General features: G+C 46.5%; 16 protein-coding genes. 2 read left to right on the forward strand and 14 right to left on the reverse strand.

Annotated elements, in window-relative coordinates; all coding sequences use genetic code 11:
• Positions 1-104: 104 nt before the first annotated feature.
• From ACO05Z_RS00550 to ACO05Z_RS00575, 6 genes are all read right to left on the reverse strand, one after another.
• Positions 105-281, reverse strand: coding sequence for a hypothetical protein (locus ACO05Z_RS00550; protein WP_012765866.1), 177 nt, complete (start codon positions 279-281; stop codon positions 105-107).
• Positions 282-658: 377 nt separating this feature from the next.
• Positions 659-1,057, reverse strand: coding sequence for a hypothetical protein (locus tag ACO05Z_RS00555; protein ID WP_421899301.1), 399 nt, complete (start codon positions 1,055-1,057; stop codon positions 659-661).
• Positions 1,058-1,248: 191 nt separating this feature from the next.
• Positions 1,249-3,402, reverse strand: a complete 2,154-nt coding sequence (locus ACO05Z_RS00560) for a methyl-accepting chemotaxis protein (protein ID WP_421899303.1) — start codon at positions 3,400-3,402, stop codon at positions 1,249-1,251.
• Positions 3,403-3,623: 221 nt separating this feature from the next.
• Entirely contained in the window at positions 3,624-4,391 is a 768-nt protein-coding gene (gene xth, locus ACO05Z_RS00565; protein WP_421899305.1) for an exodeoxyribonuclease III, read from the reverse strand.
• Positions 4,392-4,400: 9 nt separating this feature from the next.
• Positions 4,401-5,870 carry an FkbM family methyltransferase gene (locus ACO05Z_RS00570; protein WP_421899307.1) on the reverse strand — a complete coding sequence of 490 codons (1,470 nt, stop codon included), beginning with the start codon at positions 5,868-5,870 and terminating at the stop codon, positions 4,401-4,403.
• A 344-nt stretch (positions 5,871-6,214) separates the two neighbouring features.
• Entirely contained in the window at positions 6,215-7,048 is an 834-nt protein-coding gene (locus ACO05Z_RS00575) for a hypothetical protein (RefSeq protein ID WP_421899309.1), read from the reverse strand.
• An 82-nt stretch (positions 7,049-7,130) separates the two neighbouring features.
• Here ACO05Z_RS00575 and ACO05Z_RS00580 point away from each other — a divergent pair, with 82 nt between their 5' ends.
• The gene (locus ACO05Z_RS00580; RefSeq protein WP_421899311.1) at positions 7,131-8,081 is read left to right on the forward strand and encodes a hypothetical protein; all 951 of its coding nucleotides are present in this window, start codon (positions 7,131-7,133) and stop codon (positions 8,079-8,081) included.
• 105 nt (positions 8,082-8,186) lie between these two features.
• On the opposite strand, the gene ACO05Z_RS00585 is transcribed toward ACO05Z_RS00580, so the two are convergent.
• Positions 8,187-8,480 carry a hypothetical protein gene (locus tag ACO05Z_RS00585; RefSeq protein ID WP_421899313.1) on the reverse strand — a complete coding sequence of 98 codons (294 nt, stop codon included), beginning with the start codon at positions 8,478-8,480 and terminating at the stop codon, positions 8,187-8,189.
• Positions 8,481-8,668: 188 nt separating this feature from the next.
• Between ACO05Z_RS00585 and ACO05Z_RS00590 the strand changes: the two genes are divergently transcribed.
• A complete protein-coding gene (locus tag ACO05Z_RS00590) occupies positions 8,669-9,181 on the forward strand; it encodes a hypothetical protein (protein ID WP_421899315.1) in 513 nt (170 codons plus the stop codon).
• A gap of 44 nt (positions 9,182-9,225) precedes the next feature.
• Here the strand turns inward: ACO05Z_RS00590 and ACO05Z_RS00595 are convergent, their stop codons facing one another.
• The 7 genes from ACO05Z_RS00595 to ACO05Z_RS00625 all read right to left on the reverse strand — a co-directional run bounded on the left by ACO05Z_RS00595 (position 9,226) and on the right by ACO05Z_RS00625 (position 17,042).
• Positions 9,226-9,585 (reverse strand): hypothetical protein, encoded by a 360-nt coding sequence (locus ACO05Z_RS00595; RefSeq protein WP_421899317.1) that lies wholly within the window; start codon positions 9,583-9,585, stop codon positions 9,226-9,228.
• A complete protein-coding gene (locus tag ACO05Z_RS00600; RefSeq protein ID WP_421899319.1) occupies positions 9,561-10,394 on the reverse strand; it encodes an ATP-grasp domain-containing protein in 834 nt (277 codons plus the stop codon). The genes ACO05Z_RS00595 and ACO05Z_RS00600 overlap by 25 nt, the downstream gene beginning before the upstream one ends.
• A gap of 15 nt (positions 10,395-10,409) precedes the next feature.
• Entirely contained in the window at positions 10,410-11,999 is a 1,590-nt protein-coding gene (locus ACO05Z_RS00605; RefSeq protein ID WP_421899321.1) for a sialate O-acetylesterase, read from the reverse strand.
• 688 nt (positions 12,000-12,687) lie between these two features.
• Complete coding sequence (locus ACO05Z_RS00610) at positions 12,688-13,869, reverse strand: iron-containing alcohol dehydrogenase (RefSeq protein ID WP_421899323.1); 1,182 nt, start codon at positions 13,867-13,869, stop codon at positions 12,688-12,690.
• A 512-nt stretch (positions 13,870-14,381) separates the two neighbouring features.
• Positions 14,382-14,969, reverse strand: coding sequence for a peroxiredoxin (locus tag ACO05Z_RS00615; RefSeq protein WP_421899325.1), 588 nt, complete (start codon positions 14,967-14,969; stop codon positions 14,382-14,384).
• Between the two features lie 12 nt (positions 14,970-14,981).
• On the reverse strand, positions 14,982-15,524 hold the full coding sequence (locus ACO05Z_RS00620) for a peroxiredoxin family protein (protein ID WP_421899327.1): 543 nt from the start codon (positions 15,522-15,524) through the stop codon (positions 14,982-14,984).
• 174 nt (positions 15,525-15,698) lie between these two features.
• On the reverse strand, positions 15,699-17,042 hold the full coding sequence (locus tag ACO05Z_RS00625) for a sigma-54-dependent transcriptional regulator (RefSeq protein ID WP_421899329.1): 1,344 nt from the start codon (positions 17,040-17,042) through the stop codon (positions 15,699-15,701).

Consider the following 17,042-nt stretch of genomic DNA (forward strand, 5'->3'; position numbering starts at 1 on the left):
AAATAGACCCGGCTTCGCCAACGGGGAGAAGTGCGAAGCCGGGAAAGGTGAAGTGAGCTTAGAGCATGGGTGTCACAACCTTGGGAGAGTAAGCATGGTTGTTTTTATGCCTTGGAGGAGGGGATGATCGCTCCGTCGGCTCCCACTTCACCGAGCAATTCGAAATCCGGGAAAAGGCTGGGGTCAAAAGTGTACGAATAGTAATCTTTAAACTTAATAAGGTATGTTTTCCAACCGTATTGCCGCCTCATGCGGGCTGCTTCTTTAATAACGTCTGCCATTTTCTACTCCGTTATTTTATTCGCTTTCAGGAAATTCTAGAATACCCGATCCCTGCATGGCCGTATGGGTCGGATTAATCTTTGCCTTTGTTCGGTGCCGGAAAGGGGGGGAGGTCAGTCCCTTTCATCCTTTTTTCGTTGGGACCGCAAAACCCTTTAAATGCTTTTTTGAGAAATTTTTTTCTGTCGAGTGAAGATATGCTTGCTGTTTGGGTCATGGTATGTCTCCTGTTTGCAGTGATTGCTTGAAAACAGTATTAATGAACTTGAAAATCAATATCAAGTAAAAAAGTTAAGTTTAAGAAAAAAACTGGCGGAAAATACTTTTACGCCAGTTTTTACTGCTGATGTTTGATTGATAATATGATCTATTTTAATTAGTTACATGCGTATTTGCCGTCTTTAATTTGTTTGATCATATCAGTGAGAGGGAGATCTGATTTACAGAACCTGTTGGCTATTGAAGGACATCCACCACATGCCTTAGCGCAAGCACGTTTTGCCGCTTCAACGCAAGGGCCACCGCCAATGGGCAGGAATTCGCAGGCATGGGCTGCGACACGGAGTTCAAGTCCTGCTCCGCACTTTATCCTTTGGCCTGCCGAAAAGTTCGCTCCATCAAAGATGTGGCTGCTCATGGCATCGGCGTAAATTTTCATGCATGCCGCTTCATTCTGCGTAACTTTTGTGCATTCATCTACAAAATCTTCCATCGGACCTGCAAAACAAACAGCAGGAGCGAGAACCAGAACCAGTGTTAAAATGAATTTTTTCATCCTTTCTCCCCAAGTAGATGGTTAGTGAAATGTAAATTTTTCTAACTGCAAATTTTTTATCATTATTTAGTCTTAAGTGTAAATTTTTTTATTCTAAAAATATGATTCAGTGTTAGCTTGATGAAGCACTAAAAAAAGCCCTCTCCGATTGAAGAGGGCTTTTCGATGTACTTATTTGTTTGCGAGTTTGATTACACGTCTTTCAGGTCGTCGATAAGCTTCTGAAGATCTCCGGACAGTCTTGCAAGATCGGAAACTGCGGTCATGGATTGGTGCATGGCTTCAGCAGTTTCCATGGCAATGCGGTTGACTTCGTCTGTTCCGCGGTTGATCTGTTCACTTGCGGCGGACTGTTCTTCACTGGCTGTTGCAATGGCCCGGACCTGATCCGCTGTAGAGTCTACGTTCTCAACAATGGTTTCAAGGCTTTCACCAGCCTGCCCTGCATACTCGGTGCTCTTGGCAACCATGTTTGCAGCATTGTTCATTTCGTCGATGTTTCTGCGGGTTTCAGACTGGATGGCATGAACAGCCTGCTCAACTTCCTGAGTTGCCTGCATGGTTTTTTCAGCCAGCTTGCGGACTTCATCCGCTACAACTGCGAATCCGCGTCCGGCTTCACCTGCGCGTGCGGCTTCAATTGCCGCGTTAAGTGCCAGCAGGTTGGTTTGATCGGCGATATCGGTGATCACGGTGATTACCTGTGAGATGCCTTCTGCCTGAGTGCCAAGCTCGTTCAGACCGCTGACCATCTTGGAGGATGCCTTGTTGACTGAGTCAATGGAGGAGACCACGTCTGCAACAATGCGTCCTCCGTCTTCTGCATTCTTCTTGGCATCAAGAGCACTCTCTGCGGCCTGAGATGCATTCTGGGCTACCTCAAGCACGGATGCGTTCATTTGCTCCATGGCAGTGGCTGATTCAGAGGTGCGTTCCCGCTGGGTTTCAGAACCGCGTGCAGATTCTTCAATCTGGGAAGACAGCTCTTCGGATGCGGAAGTTATCTGCTCAACAATGCCTTCAAGCTCTCTTGCTGCCTGCAGCATACCTTCGGCCTTAGCCCGTTCTGCTGCTTCCTTGGCCAGCCTTGCCTCTTCAAGGGCTTCGTTGGCAGCCTGAGTCTGCTGTTCAGCTTCTTTTGATTTCTCTTCTGCTGTGGAAATAAACTTAACCAGATTATCCACCATGGAGCGCAGGGCGTCATGCAAGGTCAGCAGCTCGCCACCGAAAAGACTACGGTCCATCTTGGTCTCGAAATCGCCTTCTGCAATTTTCTGTGCATCATCAACCATAATGCCGATAGGCTTGGAGATGGAACGGGCAATAAGCAGGACCACACCGATGACAAGTACGATAGCCAGTACGGAAATGGTGACGATCAGTTTGAAGAAGCTGTTTGCTTCCGCGTAGATTTTATCCGTGGGGATGGCCAGCCCGATGGACCATGGGGTGGTTGTACCGCTGATTACAACAGGTTCAAATACATAATAATACTCTTTTCCTGTTTTGGGCGAAACTATAGTTTTGTGGTATGATTTGCCATTTTCAATGGCATTCAAAATATCACTGCGATCTGCATTAGGAAAGGATTCGGTGATGTTTTTGGTGACAATGTCTTTGTCCGGGTGGGCTACACAATATCCTTTATTGGAGGTGATAAAGGCATATCCTGTTTCCATGGGGTGAATGTCCTTGATCATTGTTTCAAATGATCCAAGAACAAAGTCGATGCCGACGACACCGATGAATTTACCGCTTTTAAGGATGGGCACACTGACTGTAGCCATAACTTCGGGAACAACTGAGGTGGTATAAGGCTCTGTCAGGACGGCTTTTCCGGTGTCACGCGGAACCATGTACCAGGCGCGGGTGTTGTTGGGATCGTTCTTGTGCATCTCAGCAAGCTTCCAGGTGCCGCCGTCATACCATCCGTATTGTCCATATTCACCTTTTGGGCCGTACTTTTCATTGCCCATAAAGTATTCATCCCTGCCATCGAGTTCGTTGGCTTCAATAACAATCTGAGTTCCGAAGAACATAGAGTCCGCTTCGGTAAGCGTTTTAATGAAGTCGTTTACCATTTCGCGGTCTACATTGGCCTTGAAGTCAGTGATGCTTTTCATGGCAGCTGCACCGGCCCATGAGGCATCAAGGGCTTTTTCAATGATACCTTTAACCTCATTCCCGTATCTACCGGCCATTTCGCCAGCAAGGTTTTGGGCCTGTTGAATGGAAGACTCTTTAGCTTTGCTTACAATCATACTGGTGAATGCCACAAAGATGATGATCATTAACGCACTGATACTTAATGCGATTTTGGTGCCTATCCGCATGTTTTTAAACATATAAACCTCCGTCCTCTCAGAACAATAAATCGTAGGGCATTTATCAGTTTATCAAGTCGTAAGCGTGTGTAACCACTTACAGCGTCCGACCCCGATTGTTACAACAATACAATATTTCAAGGAAGGAAGCCATATTTTTCATGCAAAGATTGGGTTAAACGGGATTTATTACCGGAACAAAAAAAGGAGCCCAAGGCTCCCTTTTCTGCAGTTTTGAATTTTTAAGGAAAAAGCAGTTCTATTCCGATGGGGCAGTGGTCCGACCCCATGACATCTGATTCGATCCACGCATTTTTTACATTGTCTTTCAGCTCTTCAGAAACAAAGAAGTAATCAATGCGCCACCCGGCGTTGTTCTTGCGGGCATTAAAGCGGTAGCTCCACCATGAATATTTCCCCGGGCTGTCATCAAACATGCGGAAGGTGTCCACATATCCATGCTCGATGAATTTATCGAGCCATGCCCGTTCAATGGGCAGGAAGCCTGACCTTTCCGAGTTGGCTTTAGGGTTTTTGAGGTCAATTTCCTTATGTGCGGTATTGAAGTCTCCGCCGACCACAATGGGTTTTTTCTTGCGCAATTTTTCGGCGTATTCAAGGAAGCTGTCGTAAAAACCCATTTTGTATTCAAGGCGTTCATCGCTCATCTGGCCGTTGGGGTAGTAAATGTTGAAAAGGTAGAATTGTTCGTACTCCATGAGCACTACCCGGCCTTCACCCTGATATTTTTCATCTGCAAGCCCGAAGGAATGTGAAAGCACCGGCTGGCGGGTGAAACAGGCTGTGCCGGAATATCCTTTTTTTACTTTGGACCAGTTCCAGAAAGATTTATATCCTTCAAGGTCGCGGTTTTTGTCCGGGATCTGGTCCGGGTGGGCCTTGGTTTCCTGCACCATGACCACGTCTGCATTGCTCTGTTCAAACCATTCGTTGAAATTTTTTTTGATTACAGCCCGGTATCCGTTAACGTTCCATGAATAAATTTTCATTTTCTATCCTTATTTTAAACATTCAAAGCAGGCCTGACCGAAAGTGATGTCGTTGATCAGGACTTTCTTCCAGCCGGATTTTTCAGCCATGAGTTTTAATTCGTTAATGTTGAAATCGTTAAAGAAGCCCGCCCCCCTGCGTTTCTGAACATCTCTACCCGGCAAAAGCGGATGGTAGGTGAAGATGAGCTTCTTTGCATGCTTGAAGGTCCAGTCCAGAAACAGCTGCGGTTCGTGGATGAATTCAAGCAGGTACAGGGCGCAGATAACATCAAAATTCTGCTCCGGGAATTGCTGCTGGTTGAGGTCGGCCACAATTGTTTTGCGGTTGCGGGCAACAATGTCCAGCGGGGTATAGGTGCAGCTTTCCGGGATATAATCACGCAGGAGCATTATCCCGGCCCCGGCATCAAGCACGGAGCTGTTTTCAGGAACAAGTTGTCCGGCCATGCCGGCCCGCAGATCTGCTTCTGTGCCGAGCATATCCCAGCGGGACCAGCGCCCGCAGTCGGTTTTTTTCCCTTTGATAAGTTCTTCGATGAATCCGATCATGAAATTCTCGGAAACAGGGGGGCGCATACTGGTGGACATTACTGCGTGGGCAGCCCAAGGCTGTTCATAGACGGGCAGCGGGGCAAATGATTTGTCGATGCTGATCACATTGCAGAGTTCATGGCTGGGTGAGTAAGGGATCAGCGGGCCACCCATATCTTCATGGGGAAAGCGGTATGATTCATAACCCAAGTCGCGCAGCAAACCCATGATGGTGGTAAATTCCTTGATCCCTTTTTCCGAGTTATGGAAGTGGCCCTTTTCCCAGATGATGGCCGCTACCCGGCCTGTTTTCAGCAGTTCCAGCCCGCCCAAGAGAGTTGCCAGTTCATGGCCCTCGGTATCAATTTTCAGGAAAACCCGGTTTTTGGAGTCCATGAATCCGGCTTGGCGCACGATACTGTCTAAAGGTTCCAGCCGCACAGTTATCGGTTTACCCTGACTGCGGTTACCGGGCTGGGGAACAAGGCTGTGCCCCATGGAAGAATTCTGGATAAGTTCACTCTGCCCGCTCTGGGAGGAAGCCGCACACTGGGCGATTTTTACATTCTTCGTACATTCATTAAACTCACACCACATGGCCAGACGCTTCAGGTTTTCCGGGTGAGGTTCAATGGCCAGCACACTTATCCGGCCCGGGAATTTCTTGGCAGCGGTCAGGGTATAGAGTCCGAAATGAGCCCCTACATCAATAAACAGGTCTCCCGGTTGCAGATGAGCATGCAGAAAAGCCCGTGAAGCATATTCAAATCCCCCGCAGCGGGTTTCCCTGAAATTAAGGGATGCTGTGCCGGGGTCCTGCATTTCCGCATTTGCCAGCAGCATTTCAAATTCCGACTCTCCCTGATCATTTTTAATGATACTGGGTATGACCCGCCATGCACCGCTGTTCTTTTTCAACTGTTCGAGGATTTCCTGTCTGCTCACGATTAGTCCGATTTATAGTTAGTGTTTTTACTATATGAATATTTACCTGAAAGCAGGATATAAAAAAAGCCCGCATAAAGCGGGCTTTAAAAAATGGAAACGGGCTCACCCGTTAATCGCAGTGACTAGTCCTCCTTGCTGCCTGCCTTGATAAAGGCAATCGCGGCAATAGTCATTGCGAGACCGAAGAAAAACCAGAAAAAGCTCATATCCTTACTCCTCCGTTACGTGCTTATTAAACTGGATATCCCTTCAATAACAAAAAAAACAGATCTTGAATAGTAAATAAGACCGATTGAATCCGGTTTTTCAGTGGGATAGGTGCGTGAGGAGGATTGCCCGGCTTAGACGGAAATATTCAACACAGAACCGGGAGCAGGGGCGGCAAAAGAACTGCCGGATTGCATTTTATCCATGATTTCCCCGGCGGCAAGAGGCGCGGTCAGGTCTGTGATTCCGGGGTTCTTCTTTTCTGCTTCGGATAAACCCTTGTCGAGTCCTTTTTTAATGGAATCAAGGCTCTTGCCTTCATCTTCAAGGACCTCTTCGATCAGGCTTTTGATGCTCTCAGCGGTATCTTCGCCGAATTGCTGGCTGACCTGAGCAAAGGTGTTCTGCAGGGTAAGTTGCGCTCCGCCTTCTGGACTGGCGGCAAAGAAATGTTCCTGCAGTCCGTTTTCGAAGTAGTCATTCATGGCATTGTTGAGATTGGAGTTGAAATGATCCATGACCTGATCCCCGGCAGCGAAGCCGAAGTTGCGGTCAATAAACTGGATGGATTTCAACAAGCCGTTGCTCAGAGAATCCTCGGTGATCTGGTCCCCTGAGTTGGCAATGACTATGCCCTTGAAAGCTGTTGCGGCTTCGTTGCCGAATTTGCCTTCGATGAAATCGGCTGCATTGGCGAGTGCGCCGGCCAGGTCAGAAGGGTCCTTGGGATTCTGTGCATCTCCCTCGGAACTCTTCTGAGTTTCGCCTGCTTTGTCTGGATTAACGGTCTTCTGAGCGATCAGTTCTGCAAACTGGTCAGCAGTATTTACGGGCGAGGCCGGAGTATTCAGGCGCGTCGCTCTAACGCCGGAAGTCCGGCTCCCGCCCAAAAGCGGAGAACCGTTGTCCAGTAAAGCCGGAGCTCCGTAATTACTCTTTAATGCTGATCCGTTTATTATCATGACCATATTCCTTCCATATGGATCATATCGACCTACATTAAGAATTGTTTAGAGCGAAATATAAAAAAACGGTCTTTTATCCGAAGTTGTGTTGACGGCTAAAAGCGCTGTCCGTATCTTTGCTGCCATGAATATTGAAACCATTAAAGAATTCATCCAGTCGCAGAAGATTTTATTGGGTTGCATTTTCGGGGGTATACTCCTCATTGTTGCCGGATACACTATTTTTACAGTGCAGCAGTCAATTGCTGTGGAAAAAGCCCGTGTTGCCGAGCAGAACAGGGTTGAACAGGAACGCATCCTGAAAGAAAAACAGGACGGGCAGAGGGCCAAGGTCATCGAGACCATGAAGCGGCTTATTGAGACAGGTAATGCTGAAACCGCATTGACTGTGGCAGAGCAGAACAAGGAACTCATGAATGATGAGTTACGGGCCATGATTCATCTTGCCACCGAAAAGGATCTACTGGAGCGTATTGAGCGGACTTCCAAATGGAATTATGCCGATCTGGCCAAGTATTACGGTGAGCTTGCCGATCTCGATCCGGAAAACAGTAAGTACCGCAAGGAATTGAAGGGATATGATAAAAAATTGCGTAAAAGGCTGGAGCGAAAACTCTACGCACAGGCGCAGGCCCTCCCGGTCCGGGATTTCAAAGCCAATATGGATATTTACGAAGAGCTGATGCAGCTCAACCCCGGGGAGAAGCTGTATAAAAGTAAATATGAGCGCTACCGGGAAAAGTATGATGCATTCATGAAAGATCTTGCCAAGTTCGGGCCCAAGCCGAAGCTTTCAGCGGATCGTAGATTCTACCCGGAGGTAAAGGAGTACCTGAGTAAGAATTCCATGTATCCTGAGACACTGGAAATGGAGTCCGCGACCGATTGCTATTATACTGATGCTGGCTGGCTTGTGGGCTGTACTTACAGCGAAAAGAATGAGGTAGGCACCAAATTCAGCGAATTCCTCTGGTTCACTATTTCCAATTCCACTGTCCAGAAAGTTGAGCCGGGCGGGGCATATACCGTGAATTAAAGCTATTTATTTCTTGGGTGATTTTTGAATAATAAAAAAACTCCGTCCGGGTGTCCGGGCGGAGTTTTTTTATTGCCCTTAAGACAATGTTTTTTAGGTAGATTCTTAATCTTCCAGATCTTTGATCCAGCCTTCAAGGGCATTGATGATCTTACGGGCCTGATCAGGGCTGGAGATGTTGAATTTGGACTGCGGGCGGTATTCGCCTTTCATTTTGCGGAAACGGCGGATGGTGTACATGTCTTTGCCGTATTCACCGCTTTTGCGGTCCAGCTGCTTGTAGCGGAACATGATGGTGGTCCATGCGCCTTTGGTCAGCACTTCTTTATCAAGTTCTTTTACAATTACCTGTCCGTCTTCTTCGTAATGTATAGTCAAATCTTCGATTGTCTCGCTCATGGTATCTCCTTGAGGGGTTGATATCTAATATTCGAAACCTGCCGTAAATGTCTTTTGTTGTCAAAGGCGAATGTCTGCTTTGTGTTTACATGCTTAAGTATGTGATTAAAGACATAAACTCTTGCGATGATTGTCCGATTAAATGCTAAGTTTGGTTTTAATTTGATCAATCATCAAAGGAGAAGAAGATGATGAAACAGATTCGCGCGGGCCTTATGTCCGCAGTTCTGGTTGTTCTGATATGCGGTGCTGCGTTTGCGCAGGGTACTTTTGTTCCGCAGGGGAGTGTGATTGTGCCCGGCTTGGAGTCTGTTTTTATTAGTTCAAAGAGTAATTGGGCTACTTATATGGCGTTAACAAATATTACCAATGATGCAATTTCATGTCGCGTGATCGTTTACGATCAAAATGGGAATGATGTTACTTATCGTACTAAAATCATGACCGGGTCTGCTTCAAGTGGTTGGGTTGTAATTGCAGCTGGCACATCAGATTTTGAAATTCCAGCCCATTCGACTCGTAAATTTGTGCTGCAGGCAGTCGGAAGCAAAGAGGTTATTATAGGGCACGCGACTATTCAGTGGAGTTCTAATGACCCTCTTCCTCATACTGCTTTAATAGGTTCAGCTAGAACAGGTGGGTACGTAGATAGTAAAATATTTGCCACCAATATACCGATCAACAACGGCCAGCCCTTCTAATCAAACAAATAAGGCCCGCTCAAGCGGGCCTTTTAATTTAATAGTTATTTCATACTCAAATACGGCGTAAAATCAGCATGCAGCATCTTTTGCAGCTCATCCATATTGTCCGCATCCACTTCAGCAAAGATAAAGGCGAAAACAGGATGCTCGCGATAATCAATTTTCCTTAATTCAAGTGGCTTGGAGAAGTTCGCCTTGAATCCGTCATAGTCCACGGATTTGATTTTAGAGCGGTCCACAGCGGAATCGATCTCGCCAATGACCATACTGTAGACTTTACCCTTGCAGCAGCCGTAGATTTTATTCCAATCCGGCTTGAGTCCCCCCATGAAATATTCATAGGGATTGATCCCGTATGCATAGTGGGCGAGATCGGTTACACACCAGCCCGCAAAACGCATGGGTTTATTTCGATGACCCCAAGGTTGCCGCGCCCGTCAGTGCGAACTTCAATATGGATGGGGAAGTTTTTCAGTTCTGCCCGTTTGCCGATTTCCTGCAGCAGGCTCTGGAAATCATCATGATGTTTGTTGATGATTTCGGTGGAAGTTATGTAGCAGCGGTCGCTGACATCATCGCTGGATGCAAAGAGGTGCCCGAGGATATTGAGAATTACCGGGTTTCCTTCTGCATCAAAATAGGCATCGACGGCAAACTCCTCGCCCTCGATGCATTCTTCAATGATGAAGTTGTCTAGTTCCAGCACTTTGGCCGGATACATGGTTTTGATCTGCTCAACTTCATTTTTGATGGCATTGATGGCTTCTTGCCAGCCTGCAATTGATTCCACCATGTGCACACCCAGGCTGAAGAATCCTACGCAAGGCTTGATTACACAGGGAATGGGCAGTTCTCCTGCGTTAATCGAATCCAGTTTTTCTAATTTTACAGTGCGATAAAAGAAATCCGGGTACATATCACGGACCAGATCGCGGAACGCACCTTTATCCTTGAATAAACGTATTTTCCGGGGCAGGTCTCCACTGTCCAGATTGTTGTCGATCCAGTCAATGGTATTTTCAGAGTTGGAGTAAACAGGCTGGGTGCGGTCTTTGTTGTACGCTTCCACAAAATCGCTTTCAGTGTAGATGGGAGTAGGGGAAGCTTTAAATGCTCCACGTGCTACTGCATTATCAAGTATGGGCTTGCCCATTTTGTTGAGAGTGTCCTTTAACAGCTCAGACACATATGGTTTTTCCAGGATGAACATTGTGCTTTCCTTGGGTTATTGTGCAATCAAACGAAATGCAGGAACAGGGATGTTCTTGCTGTTGTATAAACTGAATTTTGGGTAGTTGCCCCAAGCATACCTGACTTCTTTAGGGGGGACAGGTAATGCAATGTCTACAGTCCGTTTATTGATAAGTTTCGCTTTTACTAGAATTTCCTTTCCGGATGAGTCCGTGATTGAAAATCCTGATATTATCGAGTCGCTAGATTTTAGACCCTTGTATGTGTTCGTAAAAATAAGTCTAAGAGTTCCATTAATGGGAACGACATTTGAAAGTTGCGGGGTTACAGATGGTTTATTTGTCAATGTTTGTTCAAGCTGTGCAGCAACCCTACGTGCTAGTTCTCTTTTATCTGGTGGGTGAACATTGTCTTTGTTTCCAGTTCCAAGGGCAGGAACTAGGCGGACGTTAGGGTTGGATGCAGCCGTGTTAGCTTGAGCTTCCCTGATATAGGCCCAGGTATTTTGGTGGTTTTCTGGGATAATGTATTCAGGTAGTTGAATTAAAAGAACAGGAGTGTAATCTTTATTGCTTAATTGAGTCCCTTTGATAAAATTATCCAATAGGAATCTATATGATTGAGCGTCCTTCAAATCATTCGCGTTGGCCTCTCCTTGATACCATACTAATATATTGAATGGATAATTCCGTGTTCTTTCAAAAGTATTGGTTGAGCGTATATACGGGATTCCCATTTTTGAGGTGCATCTTGAGGATACGCGAAATTTATTTTTTGATTTAGTAATTTTAAAAAGATACCTAATCGTTGGAAATTTTTTTTCAACAATTCTTTGGTGTTGTACTAAGTCAGCATAGGCTTCTTCAGCATTTGCGTCTGCTGAAATAAAGCTTAAATCATATATGTATTTGTTTAAGAATGTCGAATTGGTTGTATATAGCAACTTAGCTTTTTGGCCTTTGTTAATATGGTCTAGAGATTGGGGGTGTAATAGGTCCTTGTGGTTTTCGAATTCAGGGGCCAGCCATTCTTCAATTCGTGATCCTCCAACTGCAGAAGTAATGACTCCTAATGGAATGTTCATATTCTGAGACAACTCTATTGCACTCAAATATGCCAGCGCACTCAGTTCAGGAATATTTGTTGCGTTAGGAGTAACCCATTTACTCTGCTCTCCTTGTGTTTGTACGTTAAAAAAACTGATGTGTTTTTGGGTTTTAGGGAGAACAGCAAGCTTGGGCTTAAGGTTTTTGCATGGAAATTCCATGTTAGATTGGCCTGAGAAAAATAAAACTTCGCCCACCCACACGTTTTTAATCGTTTGTGAGCTATCGTCAGCAGTAAATGTAATCTCGAACGGTCCCCCGTATGAGTTTTGTTTTGGAATTATCCCAATAAACCATCCGTTTTTTAATGTTGTTTGGTAGGTTTCACCCTTAAATATTATTGTTGCTTTCTTTTTCCCTTTGCATTCAAACGCAAAGGGAACTTCTTTTCCTTTAGGAATGACCATGTTGTCTGAGTATCGAGCAGGGAGCCAATCTGGCTGGGATGCTGCGGCTTGGTGTGGGGATGCCAGTATCAGCATGAATAGCAAAAAAATAATATAATTTTGTTTCTTCATTTTTGTTTTATTTGTCTTTAAAGTGGGGGTTATTTTCTGAATAGCGAACGGGCGCCCAGTCTTTAGTTGGTAAACAGGCATTGAGTGTGAACAATAACAAATAGAGCAGGAAGCAAGTCAACTTTAAGCTGAATTCAGAAATCTTATTTCATTTTAAAATTTGATGTTGATATTTGAGACATTGTGAGAAACGTAAAAAAATACGCAAGAATGCTATTCCTGGATGAAGATTGTCGTCAAGCACAATATAAGATTGTTGATTCTCTGAAAAGATACAGAAAGCTAAAAAGGAAGGGGGTCAGAATAAAGAGAGGGAGTAAAAGGGGCAGGCCCGATTGCATTTGTTTCCAAGGTGCCGGGGTTTACGGTTCACATGAACCGCACATGATTGAAACAATTTATGCATTGGTCCGTATGCTTATTAGCGGGCTTTCACCGCAACCGGGCCTGCGCGGGGTAAATTTCTGAGGGGGAGTTTGTCCCCCTCCGTAAATACGCTGTCCATCCGGTTAATTAAGTGTGCAGCTCCACCTGCGCGCCGAATTCGGATGTTTCAGATATGGGATCAAACCTTTGCCAATCCATGACCTCTGTTATGCAAAAATGATCCGCATATCTGCGACAAAAGTATTTTTGTACATCCGGCCTGCGGTTTGCAGATCCGCAGGCCGGATGGAACTTTTCTTGTTTACATTGCTGCTTTGTAGATAGCTGCAACTGCTTCGTCAGTCATGCATCTGGGGTTGGTGAGACCGCAGGCATCTTTCTGGGCGTTGGCAGTCATAGTCGGGATATCCTTTTCGGAAACCTTCTTGCCGTATCTTTCGCCGAGTTCTTTGAGGCCTGCGGGGATGCCTACGTCAGCGGAGAGCTGGCGGATTGCATCAAGAGCTGCATCAGCTGCATCACGTTCGTCCATACCGCTGGTATCAACACCAAGCCATTCAGCCATAATTGCGAAGCGTTCAACATTAGCAATCAGGTTGTGCTGTTCAACGTGAGGCAGCAGGATGGCGTTGCACTCACCGTGAGGCAGATCATAGAAACCGCCAAGCTGGTGGGCCATTGCGTGTACGTGACCGAGGGATGCGTTGTTGAAAGCCATACCGCCGAGATACTGCGCGTAGCACATACCTTCGCGGGCATCGATGTCCTGACCGTTAGCAACTGCGCGGCGCAGGTATTTGTGGATCAGGCGGATGGATTTTTCAGCACAAGCGTCAGTGATAGGAGTAGCGATGGTGGAAACCCATGCTTCAACAGAGTGAGTCAGTGCGTCCATACCGGTTGCTGCGGTCAGTGCCGGAGGCATGCCCATCATCAGCAGGGGATCGTCAAGTGCGATACCGGGGGTAACGCGCCAGTCAACGATAGCCATCTTAACCTTGCGGGAAGTATCGGTGATGATACAGAAGCGGGTCATTTCAGAAGCAGTACCTGCTGTGGTGTTAACTGCAACATAAGGAGGCATGGGGTTAGTGGATTTGTCCACGCCTTCGTAATCGTGAATGGTTCCGCCATTGGCAACAACGAGGCCTACGCCTTTACCGCAGTCATGGGAGCTTCCGCCACCAAGGGTGATCAGGGAGTCACATTTGTTGTCCTGATATGCTTTTACGCCGTCTGCAACGTTGTTGTCAGTGGGGTTGGGAATGGTGTCATCATAGACTACGCAGTCCATGCCTTCAGCTTTAAGAATGTCAACGATCTGCTGGGTGATACCTACGCCGGTGATACCCTTGTCTGTTACGAGCAGGGGCTTCTTACCACCGAGCGCTTTGATGCGAGCGGGGATTTCTTTGTGTGCGCCAATACCGATAAGGGTTACGCTGGGAATGAAAAAACCGTTTACTTGTTCACGTACTGCCATTTTGAGACCATCCTTGTAGCTTTATAGGTTTTTGAAGGTTGGGCCTGTCGTGTACTTATTAACGCTTTCAATAGGGCAAGACGTGTGCCAAAATGTGTTGTTAAGTTATTTTAGATAGTTATGTTTTTTTGTGCTTTTTCGTGATGAATCATTTCAGATCCAATTACTGGTTAGATATCGGTATTTTTAATGTGAAAAATATAACAAGAATGACAAAAGTGTTACACTGCGTGGGGTGAAGTGCATGTGTGTCAATATGGACCAGCAATGTATAGCTGTGTGTCAGATAGCACTTGTGCTTTACGGGGCATATGTTTGCATTGAATTATTGTTTATTTATTGTGTTTTAAAGCTAAAATTTTCATGTTTTGGGTTGTTGATTATTGAATCAAGAACTTTTCTTTGTTTATTAATTTAAAGTTTGTTATCGTATGCATTTTTTTGCAGTCATCTAAACACAAAAAGCCGCCCAAAACAGAGGGCGGCTTTTGATTCTAATATGGTACTACAGCTTAGTTCAGCTGCTTAAGAGCTTTGATTATCTGGCCGAGGTCCGGTCTTTTATTTATATCGTGGACGTCTATGTAGCGTATGGTTCCCTGTTTATCGATGATGAAAATGGCGCGTTCCGTGGTCCCTTCCGGTCTGAGGATTCCGTATTTCTCAGCAGTAGCCCCATGAGGGTAGAAATCGGAAAGCACTGGAAACCATAGCCCCTCATCTCCCATCTGGGTTGTCCATGCATGTAGTGAGGGAACGTTATCTGCAGTGATGCCCAGGATTACAGAATCATTCATTTCAAACAGTTCGCGGGCAAGGTTGTAGCCCGGCCACTGGTCAGAGCAGATGGGGGTAAACGCTGCAGGGACGAACGAAATTACCACATTTTTTTTGCCCCGGTAGTCCGAGAGACTGATATTGTTGCCGGAGATGGAGGGCAGGGTAAAGTCCGGGGCCTTGTCATCAACTTTAACTTTGAGAACACTATCCACTGGTTTCAGCTGGCCCGGTTTAAATATCAGTTCCTTGGCAATTTTGGCCTGAGCTGTGCCTCCCATAATCAGGAGCATAAGTAGCGCATAGAGTGATATTTTCTTCATGACCTCCTCCGGCTATAGTTTGGATTTGATTGTTTGCAGGAATTTAGCCGGGGATTCAAAAGGTCCTTCGTGAGATAGAATTACTGCATAAGAATCCCCGTTCTTTTTGAGAAGAAAGAAATGCGGGGTTCCGGGCTGGCCGATCTTATCATGAATCTCAAGCTCCGGGTCAGCAAAGATCGGAAATTCCACGTTGAACTTCTTTTTAAAAAAGTCGATTTCGAATTCTGTGTTGCCTGCCGCGAGTCCGATTAATTTAACCTGCTTTCCTGATGTTTTTTCAAGACGTTCGAACAAGCTGTTTACTGCCGGAGCTTCCTTTTGGCAGTGCGGACAGTACATGCTGTATACTTCTATAATGATATAGTCGGCATCAATCTCACTTACTTTCCATGGTCCGGTACCTTTCAGGCTCAGGTAATTTTTTTGATTATCAGTAATTTTGCCTTCAAGCGGTATGTCCGGGAAATTCATACCTGACTGAATCGGTCTGGCATACGCCATTGAACTTATCAATAATGAGAGCATCATCAAAACAAAACAGATTTTTCGCATCTGGAGTCCTCCTTGGGAGTCTATGGGCAATATATCCTGCCCGAACTGGAGAGGAAGTCCAGCTTTCTACAGCTGGAGTTGGTTTGGCACTTGAATGGTATGGAATTGAATACAAAAAGCCGCCCCGTTGAATACAGGGCGGCTTGCATAATTTATTAAATTGTAAATCCGTGCCTACAAATTGTACTTATCAATCTTGCGGTAAAGGGTTTTCCTGCCGATCCCCAGAGCCTGTGCGGCCTTTTGGCGGTTGCCATTAAAGAAGTCGAGGGCTTTGATTATGTGTTCCCGTTCCATGCGTTCCAAGGAAAGGATTCCGGCCTCGCCCTCGCGTTCGGGCTGGTCGGCGATTTCCTTGGGCAGGCAGGCGCAGGTGATGGTGTTGTTGTCTGCGAGGATGATGCTGCGCTCCAGTACGTTACGAAGTTCGCGCACGTTACCCGGCCAATGATAAGAGAGCATGCATTGCATGGCTCGTTCGCTTATTGTGTATTCGCCCTGTCCCATCTGGAAACCGAGTTTGTTGATGAAAAAATCTATGAGCAGGGGTACGTCCTCGCGGCGGTCTTTAAGTTCCGGCAGACTGATGTTGAAGACGTTGATGCGGTGGAAAAGTGCTTCGTGAAATCTGCCTTCCTCTACTTCCTTGGCAAGGTTGCGGTTGGTGGCAAAAAGAAAACGGATATCCACGGTGCGTTCGTCTTTTTCCCCCACCCTACGGAAGGTATGCGATTCCAGCACACGCAGAAGGGAGGCTTGTACTTCCATAGGCAACTCACCGATTTCATCAAGGAAGAGAGTCCCGGTATGGGCGAAGGTCATCAATCCGTCGCAGTTTTCCGTGGCCCCGGTGAAGGAGCCTTTGGTGTGCCCGAAGAGTTCACTGCGCGAAAGCTCTTTTTGCAGGGTGGCGCAGTTTTTGACGATCATAGGTTTGCCCGCGCGCAGGCTGGCGCAATGGATCGCATGGGCCACCACATCCTTACCGGCTCCGGATTCCCCGGTAATCAGCACCGGGACATTGGTGGGCGCGACCTTGTTGATCAGATGGCGGATCTGTTTGATGGGGCTGGAGCTGCCGATGAGTTGGGAGCTGGCTGTTTCGCATTGCTGGGAATGGCGGTAACTGCGGTTCTCACGAGTCAGGCAGACCCGCTGCCACGCCCGGTCAACAACCAGTTCCACCCGGTCGAGGCGGAAGGGTTTGGTAATGTAATCGTAGGCTCCGATACGGATTGCTTCCACGGCGTTGTCGATATTGCCGTGTCCGGTGATCAGGATAACCTCAACATCCGGCTCCATATCCTTGAATTCGGTGAGCAGTTCAAGGCCGTCCCCGTCCGGCAGACGGATGTCGGAAACAATGACTTCGTATCGTTCCTTACGGACCATTTCCCGGGCGGTCTTGGCGCAGTTTGCGGTCTGCACAATGCGTTCCGGGCTGGCAAGTTCCTTGCTGAGTAGTTTCAGGATGGATTCTTCATCATCAACTACAAGTACTTTGTATGATTCAGGCAT

Origin of the sequence: Maridesulfovibrio sp., from assembly GCF_965230075.1 — a bacterium.
Lineage (GTDB): Bacteria > Desulfobacterota > Desulfovibrionia > Desulfovibrionales > Desulfovibrionaceae > Maridesulfovibrio.

Coding starts and splice junctions, on each gene's coding strand:
- ACO05Z_RS00585 (WP_421899313.1), bottom strand. CDS start 8,480: ATGAGCGAGACAATCGAAGATTTGACTATACATTACGAAGAAGACGGA.
- ACO05Z_RS00575 (WP_421899309.1), bottom strand. CDS start 7,048: ATGGTCATGATAATAAACGGATCAGCATTAAAGAGTAATTACGGAGCT.
- ACO05Z_RS00595 (WP_421899317.1), bottom strand. CDS start 9,585: ATGCGTTTTGCGGGCTGGTGTGTAACCGATCTCGCCCACTATGCATAC.
- ACO05Z_RS00550 (WP_012765866.1), bottom strand. CDS start 281: ATGGCAGACGTTATTAAAGAAGCAGCCCGCATGAGGCGGCAATACGGT.
- ACO05Z_RS00625 (WP_421899329.1), bottom strand. CDS start 17,042: ATGCCTGAATCATACAAAGTACTTGTAGTTGATGATGAAGAATCCATC.
- ACO05Z_RS00620 (WP_421899327.1), bottom strand. CDS start 15,524: ATGCGAAAAATCTGTTTTGTTTTGATGATGCTCTCATTATTGATAAGT.
- xth (WP_421899305.1), bottom strand. CDS start 4,391: ATGAAAATTTATTCATGGAACGTTAACGGATACCGGGCTGTAATCAAA.
- ACO05Z_RS00605 (WP_421899321.1), bottom strand. CDS start 11,999: ATGAAGAAACAAAATTATATTATTTTTTTGCTATTCATGCTGATACTG.
- ACO05Z_RS00610 (WP_421899323.1), bottom strand. CDS start 13,869: ATGGCAGTACGTGAACAAGTAAACGGTTTTTTCATTCCCAGCGTAACC.
- ACO05Z_RS00590 (WP_421899315.1), top strand. CDS start 8,669: ATGATGAAACAGATTCGCGCGGGCCTTATGTCCGCAGTTCTGGTTGTT.
- ACO05Z_RS00615 (WP_421899325.1), bottom strand. CDS start 14,969: ATGAAGAAAATATCACTCTATGCGCTACTTATGCTCCTGATTATGGGA.
- ACO05Z_RS00560 (WP_421899303.1), bottom strand. CDS start 3,402: ATGTTTAAAAACATGCGGATAGGCACCAAAATCGCATTAAGTATCAGT.
- ACO05Z_RS00555 (WP_421899301.1), bottom strand. CDS start 1,057: ATGAAAAAATTCATTTTAACACTGGTTCTGGTTCTCGCTCCTGCTGTT.
- ACO05Z_RS00600 (WP_421899319.1), bottom strand. CDS start 10,394: ATGTTCATCCTGGAAAAACCATATGTGTCTGAGCTGTTAAAGGACACT.